We start from the raw sequence: 17,243 nt of genomic DNA on the forward strand, positions 1-17,243 counted from the left end.
CTGCCTTGTGCAGGGTCATTAACCATCGAGTGCTTGGTTGCGCTTGGTGGTTTTTTGTTATTTTATTGTGAAGAGGCAGGGGTAACTTGTTGCTGTAAGATACAAAAGGAAACGTACCATTATAGAGTCAGGATCTTGGTGTAATGGTAAGATTCGAGAAGAAACGTACCATTATAGAGTCAGAATCCTACTGTAATGGTAAGATTCGAGAGGAAACGTACCAATATAGAGTTGAAATCCTGCTGTAGTGGTAAGATTCGAGAGGAAACGTACCAATATAGAGTTGAAAACCTGCTGTAATGGTAAGATTCGAGAAGAAACGTACCAATATAGAGTTGAAATCCTGCTGTAGTGGTAAGATTCGAGAAGAAACGTACCAATATAGAGTCAGAATCCTGCTGTAGTGGTAAGATTCGAGAGGAAACGTACCATTATAGAGTCAGAACCCTGCTGTAGTGGTAAGATTCGAGAAGAAACGTACCAATATAGAGTTGAAATCCTGCTGTAGTGGTAAAATTCGAGAAGAAACGTACCATTATAGAGTCAGAATCCTGCTGTAGTGGTAAGATTCGAGAAGAAACGTACCAATATAGAGTTGAAATCCTGCTGTAGTGGTAAGATTCGAGAGGGAACGTACCAATATAGAGTTGAAATCCTGCTGTAGTGGTAAGAATCAAGAAGAAACGTACCAATATAGAGTTGAAATCCTGCTGTAGTGGTAAAATTCGAGAAGAAACGTACCATTATAGAGTCAGAATCCTACTGTAATGGTAAGATTCGAGAAGAAACGTACCAATATAGAGTCAGAATCCTGTTGTAGTGGTAAGATTCGAGAGGAAACGTACCAATATAGAATGGAAATCCTGGTGTAATGGTAAGATTCGAGAGGAAACGTACCAATATAGAGTCAGAATCCTACTGTAATGGTAAGATTCGAGAAGAAACGTACCAATATAGAGTTGAAATCCTGCTGTAGTGGTAAGAATCAAGAAGAAACGTACCATTATAGAATGGAAATCTGCAACAGGGGGGGTTCATAATACTACATTACTCTTTGTAATAGGATCCCCTCCCTTTATTAACTAATTTAAATTGTGTATCTAGAATTTTTCTTATAGTCTTCTTTTCTTGAATAATATTGCACCAATCATGAACTCCGGAAACTGTAATTCTATCATCAGGAAACAAAAGCTTAAATTCCTTAATATTCCTTAAAACAGCAGAATGAGCACTCTCACGTCCTCCACAAGAACTACATGTTAAGGTCGACCTCACATACTCCTCATAAAACCGCCCACACCCAGGGCAAACAATCCCCTTCCTCAATTCGTCATACCGATAAGCAGGGAGCCGGACGTAAGGATTCTCCGCCACAGTAGCAGAAATCAGTTTCGAGGCAAGCTCAGTATGATGCTTCTTGAGAAATGAAGGGGTATAATTCAGTTTTTCGATAAATCGCTGCAGTTGAGTTGGATAAATGATCGGAAGGTCGACAGGGGCGTTATAGAGGTGGAAGCTGGGGTTAACGAAGACGGCGATGGATTGGATGGGGATCTTGAAGCCAAGGTTATCCAAAATGCTTCTGAGGACAGGTTCATTTCTTTTTAATTGAAGAAGGGGATTCTTGGTATCTGAGCCGTCAGTTCTGAGGAGGTTATCGCCTTCTAACACATGGTCGCCTTCGTAGTTTTTGACTTCGAATGTATAGATTAGCTTTGACGTCAGCAGGATGGTGTCGATTTGCACAAAGGTAGATTTCGGCATGAACTGCATGTCCGGCAACAGAATTCTATCCCCCAGAATGGGTTCCAACCAATCATCAAAGAGCTTCTCGCCAATAAACCCTTTTTCTAAACCGGCGAAGTACTGTTTCTCTTTAGCGTTTAACTTTTTTCGGGAATCAAGAGACTTATAAATCTTTAACTCATCAGACTCCAATCGTTCTTTCAATAAACATCACTCCTTTTGGAAATATATTACCATAAACTCCAAAACAAAAAACAGCCCCCGTAAGAGGACTGTCCACATTAAATTATTTCACGTTTTCATTAAACCAGTTTTCAAACGTTTCTTCTGGTTGTGAGCTGACGATACGGGCTGTTTCCTCACCATTTTCAAAGTGGATGATGGTCGGTGTGCCTTCAATGTTGAATTGATTCCACGCCTGCTCAAATTCAAGGACGTTATATTGCACGAGGTCAATACCCATTTCTTCTGCCATCGGTGCTACAACCGGTGTTGTTGCTATACAATGTGAGCAAGTCGGGCTGAAAAAGTAGACCGTCACATCTTCACCGTTTGCAAGTTTTGCTTCAAGCTCTTCCGGCAAAATCAGGTTTTGATAGTTGGGATCATCAAGGAGGTCGATGGTGGCGGGCTCCAGATCCGCTTTATTATAAGGGTTGCCTTCTGCAGCTTGATCCTGCTGCATCTTTGTCACCACAGCAATCGCTGCAAAGATACCGATGATAACTACTAAAAAGATAACAACTTTTTTCATTTTCTATTCTCCCTTGCTATTTTTAAGAGTAAAAGGCTGCATATAAAAATAATGATGAATGCAGTCAGTGCTAAAAAAGGAATCGTCATGAACCCCAGCCAGTTGATATACTCTCCTGTACATGGCACGCGTCCACAGGCAGGTGCGGTATCGTAAAGGAAGTCGACTTTTTGCAATGAGTAATGATACAAGGATGTCAATATTCCAATTCCGGATAAAACCAATGAATAAATGGCAATTGAGGCATCTTTTTTGACAGCGGCAATGCCGAGAATTACAGCCATCGGATACATGATGATGCGCTGGTACCAGCACAAGATACATGGCTCATATTGTTTTATTTCTGAAAAATACAAGCTTCCGAGCGTCGCAATCAGTGCAGCCGCCCATGCCGTAAATAACAGGTTCTCTATTTTCTTTTCCATGATCGTTTCCTTTCTTATAGTACTAACTCAGATTATAGTATGTACTGTTAGATAAGGTAAAACCTTTAGCACTAAGTTTATCACAAAAATCAGAAGGGAGGACATAGGTCTGTCACATCCTTCGCAAACAGGAGGTTGGTCCCATTCTAAATTACAATTTGCCCAGACGGAGCGATGAGCTTTATACTGAAAAATATAGAAATAGGAGGCGGTCGTATGAACGGAAAAAAAGAAATAAAAATCCATGAAGACATGGATTATTTCGAAGTTAGTAAATTATATCATGAAGCAGGATACACTTTTGAAGAAAAGATGGAAGATATATTTAGACAGTTGGGCCATGTATGGGAAAGAGTCGAAAGAGAAGTCGCGGAAAGAATAAGGCAGCAGGAACAGTTAAAGCAGGAACAGTTAAAGCAGGAACAGGTAAACCAAGGAAAAGATTGTGAAAAAGATAAGTGAACTTCAAGTTTTAATGAATAAATCAGCCTACAAATGCTCTCTTTACAGGGGGCTTTTTCTATAAGTAAAGGAAGGTGAATCTGTCATGAAAAAAATTCTTGTCATCGGAGGCACCGGAATGCTCGGTGGCGCCGTTGAAGACTTAGTGAAAAAAGGCAATAAGGTAACCATACTGGCAAGATCGATGGATAAATACCAGAGTATGCTTGCAAAGCATGGGCTAAAACCTGAAGAAGTGGATTTCCTTGCGGCAGATTATTTTAACAGGGACGCATTAGTACAAGTCTTGGATGAGCATATTAAAACCAATGGACCATTTGATCAAGCAGTGATTTGGATGAGAAGAACGGCAATAGAATCCTTGGATGCTGTAATGGATATTTTGAGCAGAAACAGCGGTGATGTGGATGTCTTTAGGGTGAATGGAAGCGCTGCGGCTCAAACTACACTGCCATATAAATTTCACCAGACAATAAACATGCATCATATCATTTTAGGGTTTAAAATAGAGAATGGAGAATCCAGATGGCTGACAAATGATGAAATATCCGAAGGGGTCATTTCTGCATTGACAACCGGGATTCCCCTAACCATTACAGGAGTAATAGAACCTTGGGACAAGCGTCCGGGCTATTAGTTTCAAGCCTGCAGCTTGCAGGGTAAAACGTATAGATGAGTGCAAAAGGAGTGTTTCAATAAATGTCAGAAAAACTGGATTTATCTCAGTTTGAGAAAAAAATGATTATCAGACAGACCAGGCATGAAGACATCAAGGATATTATCCAGATGCAGAGTGTTTGTTTCCAGGGGATGGAACCGTGGAAACCGGAACACCTTGAAAGCCATCTGGACATATTTCCGGAAGGACAGCTGGTAGCTGAGCTCGAAGGCGAAATTATTGGGTCGTGTTCAAGTTTAATCATTAACTTTGATGAATATGACGACCGTCATTCATGGGACGATGTCACCGACAACGGCTACATCACGAACCATAATCCCGAAGGTTATAACCTTTACGGAATAGAAGTAATGGTTCATCCTGAATACCGCCGGATGAAAGTCGGCCATCGTTTGTACGAAGCAAGAAAAGAATTGGCACGCCAGTTGAACTTGAAGAGTATCATCATCGGGGGACGCATTCCAAACTTCCATAAGCATGCAGAAGAAATGTCTCCGAGAGAGTATGTTGACTCTGTTTCAAGACATAAAATATATGATCCGGTTCTTTCCTTCCAGCTGATGAATGGTTTTACATTGATGAGGATCAATCCGAACTACTTGCCGGATGATGTGAAATCCCAGAAATATGCAACGCTGATGGAGTGGAATAACGTCGATTATCGTCCATCAAGCAAAAGGCATTTTAAGACGAGCTACCCTGTCAGGATATGTGTCGTCCAATATATGATGAGAAAAATCAGCTCATTTGAAGAGTTCGCCAATCAGGTTGAATACTTTACAGATGTAGCATCGGATGCAAAATCTGATTTCGTCGTCTTCCCGGAAATCTTCACTTCTCAGCTGATGTCGTTCCTGGATGAAAAGTCACCAAGTATGGCTATCCGAAAGCTGACTGAATTTACGGAAGAATACATTGAACTGTTTACAGACCTTGCCGTACGCTACAACGTTAATATCATCGGCGGATCTCATTTCGTAAAAGAAGAAGATGACGAGATTTACAATATTGCTTACCTGTTCCGCCGTGATGGAACGATTGAAAAGCAATATAAAATCCATATCACTCCGAATGAACGCAAGTGGTGGGGAATCAGTCCTGGAGACCGGGTCAAAGTTTTTGATACAGACTGTGGAAGGATCGCCATCCAGATCTGTTATGACATCGAGTTCCCGGAACTAGCCCGTATTGCTACGGACAGAGGGGCAAAAATTATTTTCACCCCATTCTGTACGGAAGACCGCCAAGGCTACTTGAGAGTGCGCTATTGCGCCCAGGCCCGTGCTGTAGAAAATCAGATTTACACTGTTATTTCAGGTACGGTCGGCAACCTCCCGCAAACTGAAAACATGGACATCCAGTATGCTCAATCAGGAATATTCGCTCCTTCTGATTTTGAATTTGCCCGCGACGGCATTGTCGGAGAAACGAACCCGAATATCGAAATGGTCATGATCGGGGATGTCGATCTCGAAGTCCTTCGCCGCCAGCGCCAGTCTGGTACTGTCCGACAGCTGAAAGACCGCCGTCATGATGTTTACGAAGTGAAATATAAAAAATAATTTTTAAGAGGCCGCTGAAACAGCGGTCTTTTTTTCGGCGTTCTGCACATTGCTGCAGCATGAATTGTGTTCGAGGAAGAAGGTAATTGTCCCCAGCACTCCAGTACCCAGCATGACTCAAAACACCTTGCCCCAACCGGCCGATGTGATAAGATAGAAGAGATGAAAAGATTGTCAGAAAAAGGCGGATTCTTTTAAAAGGAGAATTCCAATCCACCAAGAATTACATATAGTAAGTCATCGATAGGAGGAGATTATACTTGAATTGGAAAACAGCTTGGGAAAAATGGGATTCATTTGAAGAACTTGATAGTGAAATGCGCGGTCTTCTGACTGAAATGCAAGAGGATGAAAAGAGTCTGGAAGATGCGTTTTACAAAAATTTAGAGTTTGGAACAGGCGGTATGCGCGGGGAAATCGGCGCAGGGATCAACCGTATGAATGTATATACAGTGCGCAAGGCTTCGGAAGGATTGGCTCAATACATAATTTCTCATGGTGATGAGGCGAAGAAACGTGGAGTTGCGATTGCTTATGATTCCAGGCATAAGTCTCCGGAATTTGCTATGGAAGCAGCCAAAACACTGGCATCCAATGGCGTTCAGACTTATGTGTTCGATGAGCTGAAGCCGACACCTGAACTTTCTTTTGCAGTAAGACAATTAAAAGCTTTTTCGGGCATTGTGGTGACGGCAAGTCATAATCCGCCAGAGTACAACGGATATAAAGTATATGGTGAAGACGGAGCCCAGCTTCCTCCTAAAGAAGCGGACGAAGTCATTTCGAAAGTGAATGAAATCGAGAATGAACTTCAAATCAATGTTAAATCTGAAGAAGAATTAAAAGCCGCCGGCCTGATAAAAATGATCGGGGAGGAAATCGATCAATCTTATCTTGAGCATCTCCTTTCCATTTCCGAAAAGCCGCAAATTGCTAAAGAAGTGGATCTTAGCATCGTGTTCTCACCTCTTCATGGGACAGCCTTGAAGATGGTGGAGAAAGGATTGGATGCACTCGGCTATAGGGATGTTCATTATGTGAAAGAACAATCGGTTCCAGATCCAGAATTCTCTACAGTTAAATCTCCAAACCCTGAAGATAAAGCAGCGTTTGAACTTGCGATTCGAGATGGGAAAGAAAAGGATGCCGATATTTTAATTGCAACAGATCCTGATGCTGACCGACTTGGTGTTGCTGTTAAGGACAGGAACGGTGAATATATCCTGTTAACGGGCAATCAGACAGGTGCATTGTTGATCGATTATATCCTTGGCAGAAAGAAAGAAAAGGACATGATTCCTGCGAATGGCCGGGTGTTCAAAACTATTGTTACATCCGAACTTGGTCGGAAAGTGGCCGAATCCTACGGTGCATCGGTGGAGGACGTCCTGACAGGTTTTAAATTCATCGGTGAAAAAATCAAGAACTATGAAGATTCCGGAGAGTACCAATTCTTGTTTGGTTATGAAGAAAGCTATGGGTATTTGATCGGTGACTTTGCGCGCGATAAGGATGCCGTGCAGGCTGTTTTGATGGCAACTGAAGCTGCAGCCTATTTTAAACAGCAAGGAAAAACGCTGTATGACGCCTTGTTGGATCTTTATGACCGATTCGGTTACTACCAGGAAGGGCTTGAATCCCTGACGTTGAAAGGGAAAGAAGGCGCTGAGCAGATTCAGTCAATCCTTACAAGTTTCCGCGAAGAGCCTCTTAAAGAAATCAGAGGTCTTGCCGTTACAAAATGTGAGGATTACAAGACAAGCATGAGCACAATGTTGGAGAACGGATTGGAAGAAACCATTTCACTTCCAAAGTCCAACGTGATCAAATATTTCCTCGAAGACGGCTCGTGGATTTGTCTCCGCCCATCAGGAACGGAACCAAAGATTAAGTTTTATTTCAGTGTTACAGGGAATTCCCTCAGCGAGAGCCAGGAAAAGTTAGAAGGGTTAAAACAAGCCCTCATGGAAAAAATCGATAATATGGTAAACTCATTTGCAGGATAAGGCATTTGCCTTTCCTGTTTTTTACCGTATGAAAGGATGAGACATATGTTAGAGAATCAAGTTGCGATTGTTACCGGAGCTTCAAGAGGCATCGGGACGGAAATTGCCCGTCAGTTGTTGAAGAAGTCTGTAAAAGTTTCGCTAGTCGGAAGTTCAGCCCAAATACATGAGACAGCGGAGAAATTAAAGAATGAAGGTTTTGACCATCTGCATTCAATTCAAGCTGATGTAAGCATTGAACAAGATGTAACAAAAGCAGTGGAGGAAACCGTCAAACAGTTCGGAAAAATTGATATCCTGGTCAATAATGCCGGTATTGGATTTTTCAAACCGACGGAAGAAGTGACTTCAGAAGAATGGAGAAAACTGTTTGAGGTCAATGTTCATGGTGTCTTTCACTTCTCGAAAGCAGTCCTTCCGTACATGAAGGAGCAGAAGTTCGGCAGCCTCATTACCATTTCATCGGATGTTGCCCGCTACACGATTCCTAATGGGGCGGCATATGTAGCCAGCAAGTATGCAGTCCAAGGATTTTGCGGCTCTTTGGCACAGGAAGTAAGGGAATATGGTATCAGAGTCGGAACGGTTAATCCTGGAATGGTCGATACCTATTTCGCTGATTCCAGGCAAGGTCTGCAAGAAAAAGCTGATTGGCTGAAAGTGGAGGATATCGCGAATGCGGTGGTGTATATGGCATCGGCTCCCAAGCATATGCTGATTGATGAAATGAAGATTCATCCTTTTGCTCAGGACTATCCGATAGGCTAATTGAAAACAGGCAGGCTGCAGTGAGGCCACTGAAAAAGTCCAAAAAAATAGGAAAAGGCAGAGTCGTTCACTAAAAAGAGCAACCCTGCCTTTTTTACTACCGATTTTACGAAAAAAGTGTTGATTTCCGTTCCAGGTGCACGACTCCGCGGGGCGGGCGTTGAGCCTCCTCGGCTTCGCCTGCGGGGTCTCACCTGTCCCGCTAGTCCCGCAGGAGGTCGCGCACCTTCCACTCCAATCAACGTTGAGAAAAAAGAATACTATCCGCTAATAAAGCCTTACTTTATAATAGAATCATTAATATGAGTGGGTGGCTACCAATGATACAACAACAACAATCAATAACGTTTAGTAAATATATGGATCTTTATGATATTGTCGTTCCTCAGGACAATATGTTACGGAGAATAGTCGATTTAATCGACTTCACCTTCATTTTTGAAGAGTTAAAGGATAAATATTGTCATGATAATGGACGGAATGCGATTGACCCTATCCGGATGTTCAAATACTTATTTTTGAAAACCATTCACGATGTATCAGATGTTGATATTGTTGAACGTTCGAAATATGATATGTCTTTCAAGTATTTCTTAAATATGGCTCCAGAAGAAGCGGTTATTGATTCAAGTTCATTGACTAAATTTCGTAAACTTAGGTTAAAGGACATGAACTTTTTAGACATGCTTGTCAACAAGACGGTGGAGATTGCCATAGAGAAAGAAATCATAAAAAGTAAGTCCATTATTGTCGATGCCACCCATACTAAGGCCCGCTATAATCAAATGAAACCAAAGGAAATCCTCATGGAGCGCTCCAAGAATCTTCGGAAATCGATTTATAAGGTTAACGACGGTATGAAGGATAAATTCCCTGTGAAGCCCAACAATGATGTGTTGGAAGATGAGATCGCCTATTCACAGGAGCTCATTGAGGTAATAGAAAAGGAAGAAACCCTTTTAGAATATCCCAAAGTTAAGGAACAGCTTAATCTTCTGAAAGAAACGGTCGCCGATGATATTGAGCAGCTACAGTCCATGAACGATCAGGATGCCAAAGTGGGACACAAAACAGCAGATTCCTCTTTCTTCGGCTACAAAACCCATCTTGCGATGAGTGAAGAACGTATTATTACAGCCGCAACCATCACCACCGGAGAAAAAAGTGACGGGAAAGAACTGCAGACACTTATTGAGAAAAGTAAAACTGCGGGCATGAAAATTGAGACGGTTATTGGGGATGCGGCATATTCCGAGAAAGACAACATTGAATATAGCAAGGGAAATGGAATCAAATTGGTTTCAAGATTGAATCCTCTAATCACTCAGGGTGCTCGAAAAAAAGAGGATGAATTCGAGTTCAATAAGGATGCGGGTATGTATGTTTGCAAGGCAGGACATATGGCTATACGGAAAGCTAGACAAGGTAAAAAAGGATTAGGTAGAAACCAGGTTGACACCTACTATTTTGACGTGGATAAATGTAAGAGATGCCCTCTCAGAGAGGGGTGCTACAAGGGAGGAGCCAAAAGTAAGACGTATTCCGTTTCCATAAAGTCCGACCAGCATTCCGACCAGGCAAAATTCCAGGAAAGCGATTTCTTTAAGGAAAAAGCAAAAGAACGTTATAAAATAGAAGCAAAAAATAGTGAGTTAAAACACAGACACGGGTATAATGTGGCAGAATCCTCGGGTCTAATTGGCATGGAATTACAAGGTGCGATGGCAATATTTGCGGTAAACATTAAAAGGATTCTAAAGCTAATGGGATAGAAAGAGCATTATGGACGAAGCTTACCAAGAAAAAAGCCGACCCTCCTTCCTTTTTTAGGGAGTAGAGTCGGCTTTTTCTTTATTAATCAACACTATGTTCTAGAAATCGGAAGATTTTCAGTGCCGTCGCTGCAGTCTGCCTGTTTTTTTTGCGGAGTTTTAATGAATTCGGTAATGTTTGTACATAAGTTGCCGGAAAAGAGTGGAGAGATGTATCAAGAGGCCGAAAGTAAATACATGAGTTGCCGGAAAAGAGTGGAGAGATGTATCAAGAAGTCGAAAGTAAGTACATAAGTAGGCGGGAAAGAATGGAGAGATGTATCAAGAAGCTGCCAGTAAATACATAAGTTATCAGAAAAGAGTGGAGAGATGTATCAAGAACACCAAGAGCTACTTATAAATTGTTGCTTCTCAATGTGCGTCACTACACGGGCTGGATTTAGTCCAGTGGAGGCCTAACCTATGCTTGGCCCTGGGCGGGACGTCCGACTAGTACTGCGGCAAATTGCAATAATCAAGCTTCAAGAAAACAATATTTTAGAAAAAACATCCTAAGGAATAAAGGAATTCAACAGAGGGCGGGTAGAAGTAAACAAAGATCACATTTTTCTACGGCTAAAGTCGTAGAAAGGTTCATACATATAGGTCAGCCCTGCTTACATAAAAACCGATATACTAATGGTAAAGGAGGTTCTCCTCTTGAACATTGAGAACAGACCTAATTCTAATATACATTTGTTAAAAGAAATCGCTGAACTGCTGAATGAGGAGACCGAGCTGCAGCAGATGCTTTCATGTGCCCTCCAAGTCCTGTTGAAAGGTACGGATTTTACGACAGGATGGATTTTTTTCATAGATGAGTCAGATGGACATTCTCTGGAAGCATATCATAATCTTCCTTCTTCTCTTGAGGATGAAAGGTGCGCTCTGCTCAGGGAGGGAAGCTGTTGGTGTGTCAACAGGTTTCGTGCGGGAAAACTGACGAAGGCGTCAAATATTATTGAGTGTCAGAGGATTGAGAAGTCGATTGAGGAAAATCGGGGCGACACGGGGGATATTGTCTATCATGCCACAGTGCCGCTGCAGTCGGGGAATGAATCATTTGGTTTATTGAATGTGGCTGCTCCAGGGAAAACCCATTTTCATGAACATGAGCTGGCTCTGTTGGAATCGGTCGCTTTTCAAATTGGTTCGGCTATTAAACGGATCATCTTAACAAAAAAAGAGAAAGAAGTAGCGCTCATGCAAGAAAGAAACCGTTTGGCGAGGGACCTGCATGATTCTGTGAACCAATTATTGTTTTCTCTGACATTGACGGCCAGGGGCGGCATGATGCTTAGTAAAGACAGTGAGGTGAAAGAGACGTTTTCAACCATCCAGAGTCTTGCTCAAGAAGCCCTAACCGAAATGCGGGCCTTGATATGGCAGCTTAAACCTCATGGCTTGGAAAATGGTTTCAGTGATGCAGTAAAAGGGTACGCCGAAATGCTTGGAATGGAAGTTCTTGTGAAAGTGGAAGGAGTCGTCGCACTGCCTTCTAAAATTGAAGAAGCCTTATGGCGGGTTGGACAGGAAGCCATCAATAATGCTAAAAAACATTCCGGTGAGGATACAATCTATTTCTACCTGATAACCTCGCCTAAATTTGTCGTCCTTCATATAGAAGATAAAGGGTGTGGATTTAACTATAATCCAACTCAGGATATTCCTTCATTGGGGATCCAAGGGATGAAGGAACGGGTATCCAGTCTAGGCGGAAGTTTTCATTTAAAAAGTATGCCGGGTGACGGAACAGAAATAATAGTGGAAATTCCATATTAAGAGGGGAACGTATATGACTATACGAGTATTGATTGCGGATGATCACCATGTGGTAAGAAGAGGACTCGTTTTCTTTTTGAAAACCCAAAAGGATATTGAAATTGTCGGTGAAGCGTCGAATGGGCGTGAAGCTGTTGACATGGCTGGAAAATTGCAGCCCCACTTGATTTTGATGGATCTGGTCATGCCTGAAATGGACGGTATTCAAGCAACGAAGCTTATCAAAAACCAACACCCAAACATTGAAATCATGATGCTGACTAGCTTTTCAGATCAAGACCATGTCATTCCGGCTATTGAAGCAGGGGCTGCGGGATACCAGCTTAAAGATATTGAACCGGATGAACTTGTGGATTCCATCCGCAAGCTTGTGCGAGGAGAAAATTCACTTCATCCCAAAGCGACAAACCATTTGCTGAAAAGGGTATCACGGAAGAATCAGCCGCCGCATCAAATTCACCAGCTGACCAATCGTGAAAGAGACGTGCTGAAGGAACTAGCCAAAGGAAAGAGCAATAAAGAGATTGCGGCCAGTTTGTACATTACAGAAAAAACAGTGAAAACACATATCTCCAACATTTTTGCAAAGCTGGAGGTTTCGGATAGAACGCAGGCTGCGTTGTATGCAGTAAAGCATGGGCTTGCAGGAAAGTAATTGCGGTCTGATTAGAAAAAAACCATTAGATGAAGCCGGCCTTCATCTAATGGTTCTTTCGGTAATCACTCAGTGTCCATCTGTGCCGCCAAACGCTATATGAAACCCGTCCGTGTCCTTTATGGGAATCCTTCCAGGGACCGTTCTTCTCATCGACCCGCGGTTCTACTGCAACAGTTGCTTCTTTTGCTGTTAACTCTTGATACAACTCATCCAGTGAGTTTCAGTCTTCTATATAACAATACAAATCCACTGGTGTTTTGGTTCCTTTTGCCGGTTTGTTGGGACTGACATCTTCAGGAGATTCCGCCTGCAGCAACTTTAAGGCAAGCCCGGTGAATCCATCCCTTAGAACCCACCAATCCGTGACTTCACAGCCGATCTGCTCTTGATAGAATGTTTTTGATTTTCCTAAATCGAATACTGAAAATACCTTTAAGTGAACTATGTATAGGTTTCATCTTTTCCTCCTTTACCTTCTAATTTGACATATTTTCCAATAATCCTTTTAAAAATAAAAGCGGGCTGAATGATTCAGCCCGCAGGATTGGTGGAATCCTAAATTTTCATAACATGTTCTTCCATCGGCTCACTTTGTTGACTGGCAGTCAGATTGGCGTGCTCGATGTATCTGAGAAGGGTATACATATTTTGCTCGATACTTGTATAATCACGGGAAAAATGATAAGCGTGCAGAAAGTGTTCGATCCTTTTTGCCAAAAGGTCATCTTTGGTGCGAACCATCAATATGAGAAGGTTATCCCATTCGCTGCGATGTGTATAGTACAATGCTCTGTCGTAATCAACTTTATTCAATTAACTCCCTCCTTCTGAAGGGTTAATACTAGTATGTTCATGCGTGCAGCGGAATTTCGCTGAAAAAGTTGCCTGTCCAGTGTTAATGGGCTTTCCTTCTATTGGATGTATAACATACGGGATAAAAATGCACATTATATATGAAATTATAGGCAGAGGTGAAATTAAGATGAGAAAATGGATGATTATCTTTTCGCTTGTCCTGGCTATGATGGGCAGCCAGCAGGCACTTGCTCAACAGGACTATGAAAGATATGGCCGCATCGCGACAGCTGTCGTGAAAGAAGATTATACGGGAGAAAAGCTGGCGGATTATAAGTATGACGGCAGAAAAACACTTCCGGGGGGCCAGATTGAAGATGCGTTTACGTTTGATGTTGTGAAAGACGGGAAAGATGTATCGGTGAAGGTGAAGGTTGTTCATAACCCTGACAAGCCGACTGATCTGAACATTTCCGTAAATGAGGTCCAGTAAAAACAGGCCTGTCAAAAAGCTTGCTCCTTCGAGGGCAAGTTTTTTGTGTTTTATTGGAAATAAGAATTAATTGATACTATACTTTTTGTAAGAAAATACGTGATGTTTTAAAGGTGCATTAGTGATTTTTCGTGAAATGGTGTACTTCGCAGGAGGAGAGAGCTGCGTCATTCGCCATCCGGCGCAGTGGTCCATTCGTGCGTCGCTCGACGGGTCCACTTGACTTCTTATGAAAGGAGCCAGTCCCTTATGATATTCATGCTTTTAATGGACAACTTCATAATGGCAAGGAGGAAGAATGATGAGGACAAAAACTTTTCGCTACTTATGGGTTGGCCAGGCTTTGGCAAATGGAGGGGATGTCTTTTTCATCATTGCGGTGATTGCTGCCATTTTCGATCGTACTCATTCTCCATTTTTTTTGAGTATCATACCGATGGTGATCACGTTTTCCCGTTTCGGCAGCAGTGTCTTGGCACCGCTCATTTTTGACAGGTTTCATCTTAAAAACCTGTTGTTTTTTTCACAGTTGCTTAAAACCTTTCTCATGATCATTCTCTCCTTGACATTGTTTATGGATATGTGGAACATGGCGGTCTTCTTTCTACTGGTGAGCAGTGTTGCTTTTCTAGATGGATGGGCATTGCCTGCCCGAAACGCATTTGTTCCTTCCGTTGTTCGACGGGAGGATTTAATGGGAGCGAACGGATTTCTCTCGACTATCGATCAGGCAGTCCAGTTTGCTGCATGGGCTGTCGGAGGTATTCTCTTAGCGTTAGCCGGTGAAGAATGGACCTTGGTTCTGACTTCCTTATTATTTCTGGCAAGCAGCTTGATGATGTACAGTTTGCCGATGTATGGCGGCGGCTTCCCTCCTATCAAGGAAAGAAAAGTAAAGTTTGCAGAGAAATTGACTGAAGGCTGGACGGATATTTGGAAGAGCCCCAAATTGCGGAATATATTCTTCATTTACGCAATCGAAGCGGCTGCGACTGTCGTGTGGGTGGCAGCGGTGTTGTACGTATATGTCGATCAACAGCTCGGACGCGGTGAAGAATGGTGGGGCTTCATCAATGGTGCTTTTTTCATCGGCCTGATTGCAGCAGGTATACTTTTGTTAAAAACACATAGGCTGTTTTCGGGAAATGTATATCGCTGGCTTCCGGTGGCATTGGTTTGTACTTCACTTGCTACTTTGTTTCTTGGATTGACGAGCATGGCATTCCTTTCCCTGGTGCTTTCCGTCATTTTCGGATTCTTTGATGGAATGAAAGTGATACTCCTGCAAACAGCTGTACAAAATAGCGTGAATCCTCAAAGGCTTGGAAAGGTATTTGCCGCGCAAGGAGCTTTGACGACACTCATATTTGGCATCTTTTCTCTCGGGGCCGGGTATTCTCTAGAGAAAGTCGGAATTACACCTGTTTTTATAGTGTCTGCGCTTCTCCTGTTGACTGCTGTGATTCCGGCGAAAAAGTTAAAGGTAGAACTTAAAGGGAAATAGTGGTGGAAAGGGTCTCAGTTGAGGCTCTTTTTTTGCGGACAGGAATCCTCTATGTTTAAGGGTTTCAGGGAATTTGCTTTTAGACACGCTAACGGAGTGAATGTGGTTTTTGTTATTCTTCTCATGAAACCTTATCCCATTTCATATATTTAAATAAGAGTAGCTTAGGGCCGCAGGTGTAAATTTCTACTGGGGGGAACTTGGATGAGAGAAGAGGAACAAAAACAATTACAGTATGCGATTGCCGAGATAACAGAAATAGCAAAAGGTTTCGGACTCGATTTTTACCCGATGCGATATGAAGTCTGTCCTGCAGATATTATCTATACATTTGGGGCATATGGGATGCCGACCCGATTTTCCCACTGGAGCTTTGGAAAACAGTACCATAAGATGAAACTGCATTATGACCTTGGTTTAAGTAAAATCTATGAGCTTGTCATCAACTCTAATCCCTGTTATGCGTTTTTGCTGGATTCCAACTCGCTAATACAAAACAAATTGATCGTGGCTCACGTGCTGGCTCACTGTGATTTTTTCAAAAATAATGTAAGGTTTCAAAATACGAAGAGGGATATGGTGGAAAGCATGGCGGCCACTGCCGACAGAATTAGGCAGTATGAAATCGAACATGGAAAAAAAGAGGTGGAAACCTTCCTCGATGCGGTCCTTGCGATCGATGAACATATTGATCCTTCCCTCATGCGTCCTAAATTGTCATGGAGCATGGAGGATGTCGAGTGGGAAATAGAAGAAGTGTCCGCTCCGACCCCATACGATGACTTATGGTCACTTGATGAGGGGCAGCGAAAGGAAAAGAAACAGCGCAGGAAAGTAAAGAAGAAATTCCCGCCGCAGCCTGAAAAAGATATCATGCTTTTCATTGAACAATACAGCCGTGAACTTGCGGATTGGCAGCGTGACATTCTAACCATGATGAGGGAAGAGATGCTTTATTTTTGGCCGCAGCTTGAAACGAAAATCATGAATGAAGGCTGGGCATCCTACTGGCATCAAAGAATCATGAGGGAATTGGATCTGACAAGCGGTGAATCCATTGAATTCGCCAAGCTGAACGCTGGGGTGGTGCAGCCTTCGAAAACGAGCATAAACCCATATTATCTCGGATTGAAGATCTTTGAGGACATCGAAGAACGCTATAATAATCCAACAGAAGAAATGATAAGACGCGGAGAAAAGCCAGGATCTGGCCGGGACAAAATGTTTGAGGTTAGAGAAATCGAATCGGATATCTCCTTCCTTCGCAACTATTTAACGAAGGATTTGGTAACGAGGGAGGATATGTACCTTTTCCAGAAGCAGGGCAAGGATTATAAGATTGTCGATAAGGAGTGGAAAGAAGTCAGGGATCAACTCGTGGGCATGCGGGTTAATGGCGGGTTTCCATTTATAACTGTCAATGACGGCGATTATATGAAAAACGGGGAACTCTACCTGAAGCATTGGTATGAAGGCATTGAACTGGATATCAAATACTTGGAAAAAGTCCTCCCCTACGTTCATCAGTTGTGGGGCAGACCAGTGCACATTGAAACGCATGTGGAAAACCGGCAAATCCTGTTCACCTATGAAGGGCGGAGTGTACAGCGAAAATATTTATAAAAAGATGAAGCACTGTACAATTGCGTACAGTGCTTTTGTTGTTGGTGGGGTGCATCATTCTTTGAGAAGTCATAGTGATGATGTAGCGCGATTTGTCAGCGGGCACATCTTCGCGTGGAAAAATTTAAAATGATGTGACTTTGGCCCTTTAAAGCACTAAGAGGGACTGTCCCTT

General features: G+C 42.5%; 15 protein-coding genes. 11 read left to right on the forward strand and 4 right to left on the reverse strand.

Translation table 11 applies throughout. The features are described 5' to 3' along the window. Positions 1–1,047: 1,047 nt before the first annotated feature. The 3 genes from BSG1_RS11270 to BSG1_RS11280 form a co-directional block, all read right to left on the reverse strand. Positions 1,048–1,950 (reverse strand): nuclease-related domain-containing protein, encoded by a 903-nt coding sequence (locus BSG1_RS11270; protein ID WP_006837154.1) that lies wholly within the window; start codon positions 1,948–1,950, stop codon positions 1,048–1,050. A gap of 82 nt (positions 1,951–2,032) precedes the next feature. Next, positions 2,033–2,500 carry a thioredoxin family protein gene (locus BSG1_RS11275; RefSeq protein ID WP_006837155.1) on the reverse strand — a complete coding sequence of 156 codons (468 nt, stop codon included), beginning with the start codon at positions 2,498–2,500 and terminating at the stop codon, positions 2,033–2,035. Beyond that, positions 2,497–2,925, reverse strand: coding sequence for a disulfide formation protein C (locus BSG1_RS11280; protein ID WP_006837156.1), 429 nt, complete (start codon positions 2,923–2,925; stop codon positions 2,497–2,499). Before BSG1_RS11280 ends, BSG1_RS11275 begins: the two co-directional genes overlap by 4 nt. 216 nt (positions 2,926–3,141) lie before the next feature. Between BSG1_RS11280 and BSG1_RS11285 the strand changes: the two genes are divergently transcribed. From BSG1_RS11285 to BSG1_RS11320, 8 genes are all read left to right on the forward strand, one after another. After that, entirely contained in the window at positions 3,142–3,387 is a 246-nt protein-coding gene (locus tag BSG1_RS11285) for a hypothetical protein (RefSeq protein WP_044022775.1), read from the forward strand. 85 nt (positions 3,388–3,472) lie between these two features. After that, entirely contained in the window at positions 3,473–4,024 is a 552-nt protein-coding gene (locus tag BSG1_RS19850) for an NAD-dependent epimerase/dehydratase family protein (protein ID WP_006837158.1), read from the forward strand. A gap of 62 nt (positions 4,025–4,086) precedes the next feature. Next, the gene (locus BSG1_RS11295; protein ID WP_006837159.1) at positions 4,087–5,628 is read left to right on the forward strand and encodes a bifunctional GNAT family N-acetyltransferase/carbon-nitrogen hydrolase family protein; all 1,542 of its coding nucleotides are present in this window, start codon (positions 4,087–4,089) and stop codon (positions 5,626–5,628) included. 260 nt (positions 5,629–5,888) lie between these two features. Continuing rightward, a complete protein-coding gene (locus tag BSG1_RS11300; protein WP_006837160.1) occupies positions 5,889–7,634 on the forward strand; it encodes a phospho-sugar mutase in 1,746 nt (581 codons plus the stop codon). Positions 7,635–7,679: 45 nt separating this feature from the next. Continuing rightward, the gene (locus BSG1_RS11305) at positions 7,680–8,402 is read left to right on the forward strand and encodes an SDR family oxidoreductase (RefSeq protein WP_006837161.1); all 723 of its coding nucleotides are present in this window, start codon (positions 7,680–7,682) and stop codon (positions 8,400–8,402) included. Between the two features lie 320 nt (positions 8,403–8,722). Beyond that, on the forward strand, positions 8,723–10,174 hold the full coding sequence (locus BSG1_RS11310; RefSeq protein ID WP_044022531.1) for an IS1182-like element ISBsp4 family transposase: 1,452 nt from the start codon (positions 8,723–8,725) through the stop codon (positions 10,172–10,174). Between the two features lie 678 nt (positions 10,175–10,852). Beyond that, positions 10,853–11,995: a GAF domain-containing sensor histidine kinase gene (locus BSG1_RS11315; RefSeq protein ID WP_006837162.1), complete on the forward strand. Its 1,143-nt coding sequence runs from the start codon at positions 10,853–10,855 to the stop codon at positions 11,993–11,995. A 13-nt stretch (positions 11,996–12,008) separates the two neighbouring features. Further along, entirely contained in the window at positions 12,009–12,650 is a 642-nt protein-coding gene (locus BSG1_RS11320) for a response regulator (protein WP_006837163.1), read from the forward strand. A 558-nt stretch (positions 12,651–13,208) separates the two neighbouring features. On the opposite strand, the gene BSG1_RS11325 is transcribed toward BSG1_RS11320, so the two are convergent. Continuing rightward, a complete protein-coding gene (locus tag BSG1_RS11325; protein WP_006837164.1) occupies positions 13,209–13,466 on the reverse strand; it encodes a YhdB family protein in 258 nt (85 codons plus the stop codon). A gap of 169 nt (positions 13,467–13,635) precedes the next feature. Here BSG1_RS11325 and BSG1_RS11330 point away from each other — a divergent pair, with 169 nt between their 5' ends. The 3 genes from BSG1_RS11330 to BSG1_RS11340 all read left to right on the forward strand — a co-directional run bounded on the left by BSG1_RS11330 (position 13,636) and on the right by BSG1_RS11340 (position 17,068). After that, a complete protein-coding gene (locus tag BSG1_RS11330; RefSeq protein ID WP_044022776.1) occupies positions 13,636–13,941 on the forward strand; it encodes a DUF3889 domain-containing protein in 306 nt (101 codons plus the stop codon). Positions 13,942–14,242: 301 nt separating this feature from the next. Then, on the forward strand, positions 14,243–15,445 hold the full coding sequence (locus tag BSG1_RS11335) for an MFS transporter (protein ID WP_044022777.1): 1,203 nt from the start codon (positions 14,243–14,245) through the stop codon (positions 15,443–15,445). A 204-nt stretch (positions 15,446–15,649) separates the two neighbouring features. Then, on the forward strand, positions 15,650–17,068 hold the full coding sequence (locus BSG1_RS11340; protein WP_006837167.1) for a SpoVR family protein: 1,419 nt from the start codon (positions 15,650–15,652) through the stop codon (positions 17,066–17,068). Positions 17,069–17,243: the final 175 nt, after the last annotated feature.

Origin of the sequence: Bacillus sp. SG-1 (assembly GCF_000181495.1) — a bacterium.
Taxonomy (GTDB): Bacteria; Bacillota; Bacilli; order Bacillales; family Bacillaceae_B; genus Rossellomorea.

What these genes read in the sequence shown, in the direction of transcription:
- BSG1_RS11275 (WP_006837155.1), bottom strand. Translation starts at nt 2,500, where the DNA reads ATGAAAAAAGTTGTTATCTTTTTAGTAGTTATCATCGGTATCTTTGCA.
- BSG1_RS11280 (WP_006837156.1), bottom strand. Translation starts at nt 2,925, where the DNA reads ATGGAAAAGAAAATAGAGAACCTGTTATTTACGGCATGGGCGGCTGCA.
- BSG1_RS11285 (WP_044022775.1), top strand. Translation starts at nt 3,142, where the DNA reads ATGAACGGAAAAAAAGAAATAAAAATCCATGAAGACATGGATTATTTC.
- BSG1_RS19850 (WP_006837158.1), top strand. Translation starts at nt 3,473, where the DNA reads ATGAAAAAAATTCTTGTCATCGGAGGCACCGGAATGCTCGGTGGCGCC.
- BSG1_RS11295 (WP_006837159.1), top strand. Translation starts at nt 4,087, where the DNA reads ATGTCAGAAAAACTGGATTTATCTCAGTTTGAGAAAAAAATGATTATC.
- BSG1_RS11305 (WP_006837161.1), top strand. Translation starts at nt 7,680, where the DNA reads ATGTTAGAGAATCAAGTTGCGATTGTTACCGGAGCTTCAAGAGGCATC.
- BSG1_RS11310 (WP_044022531.1), top strand. Translation starts at nt 8,723, where the DNA reads ATGATACAACAACAACAATCAATAACGTTTAGTAAATATATGGATCTT.
- BSG1_RS11315 (WP_006837162.1), top strand. Translation starts at nt 10,853, where the DNA reads ATGGTAAAGGAGGTTCTCCTCTTGAACATTGAGAACAGACCTAATTCT.
- BSG1_RS11320 (WP_006837163.1), top strand. Translation starts at nt 12,009, where the DNA reads ATGACTATACGAGTATTGATTGCGGATGATCACCATGTGGTAAGAAGA.
- BSG1_RS11330 (WP_044022776.1), top strand. Translation starts at nt 13,636, where the DNA reads ATGAGAAAATGGATGATTATCTTTTCGCTTGTCCTGGCTATGATGGGC.
- BSG1_RS11335 (WP_044022777.1), top strand. Translation starts at nt 14,243, where the DNA reads ATGAGGACAAAAACTTTTCGCTACTTATGGGTTGGCCAGGCTTTGGCA.
- BSG1_RS11340 (WP_006837167.1), top strand. Translation starts at nt 15,650, where the DNA reads ATGAGAGAAGAGGAACAAAAACAATTACAGTATGCGATTGCCGAGATA.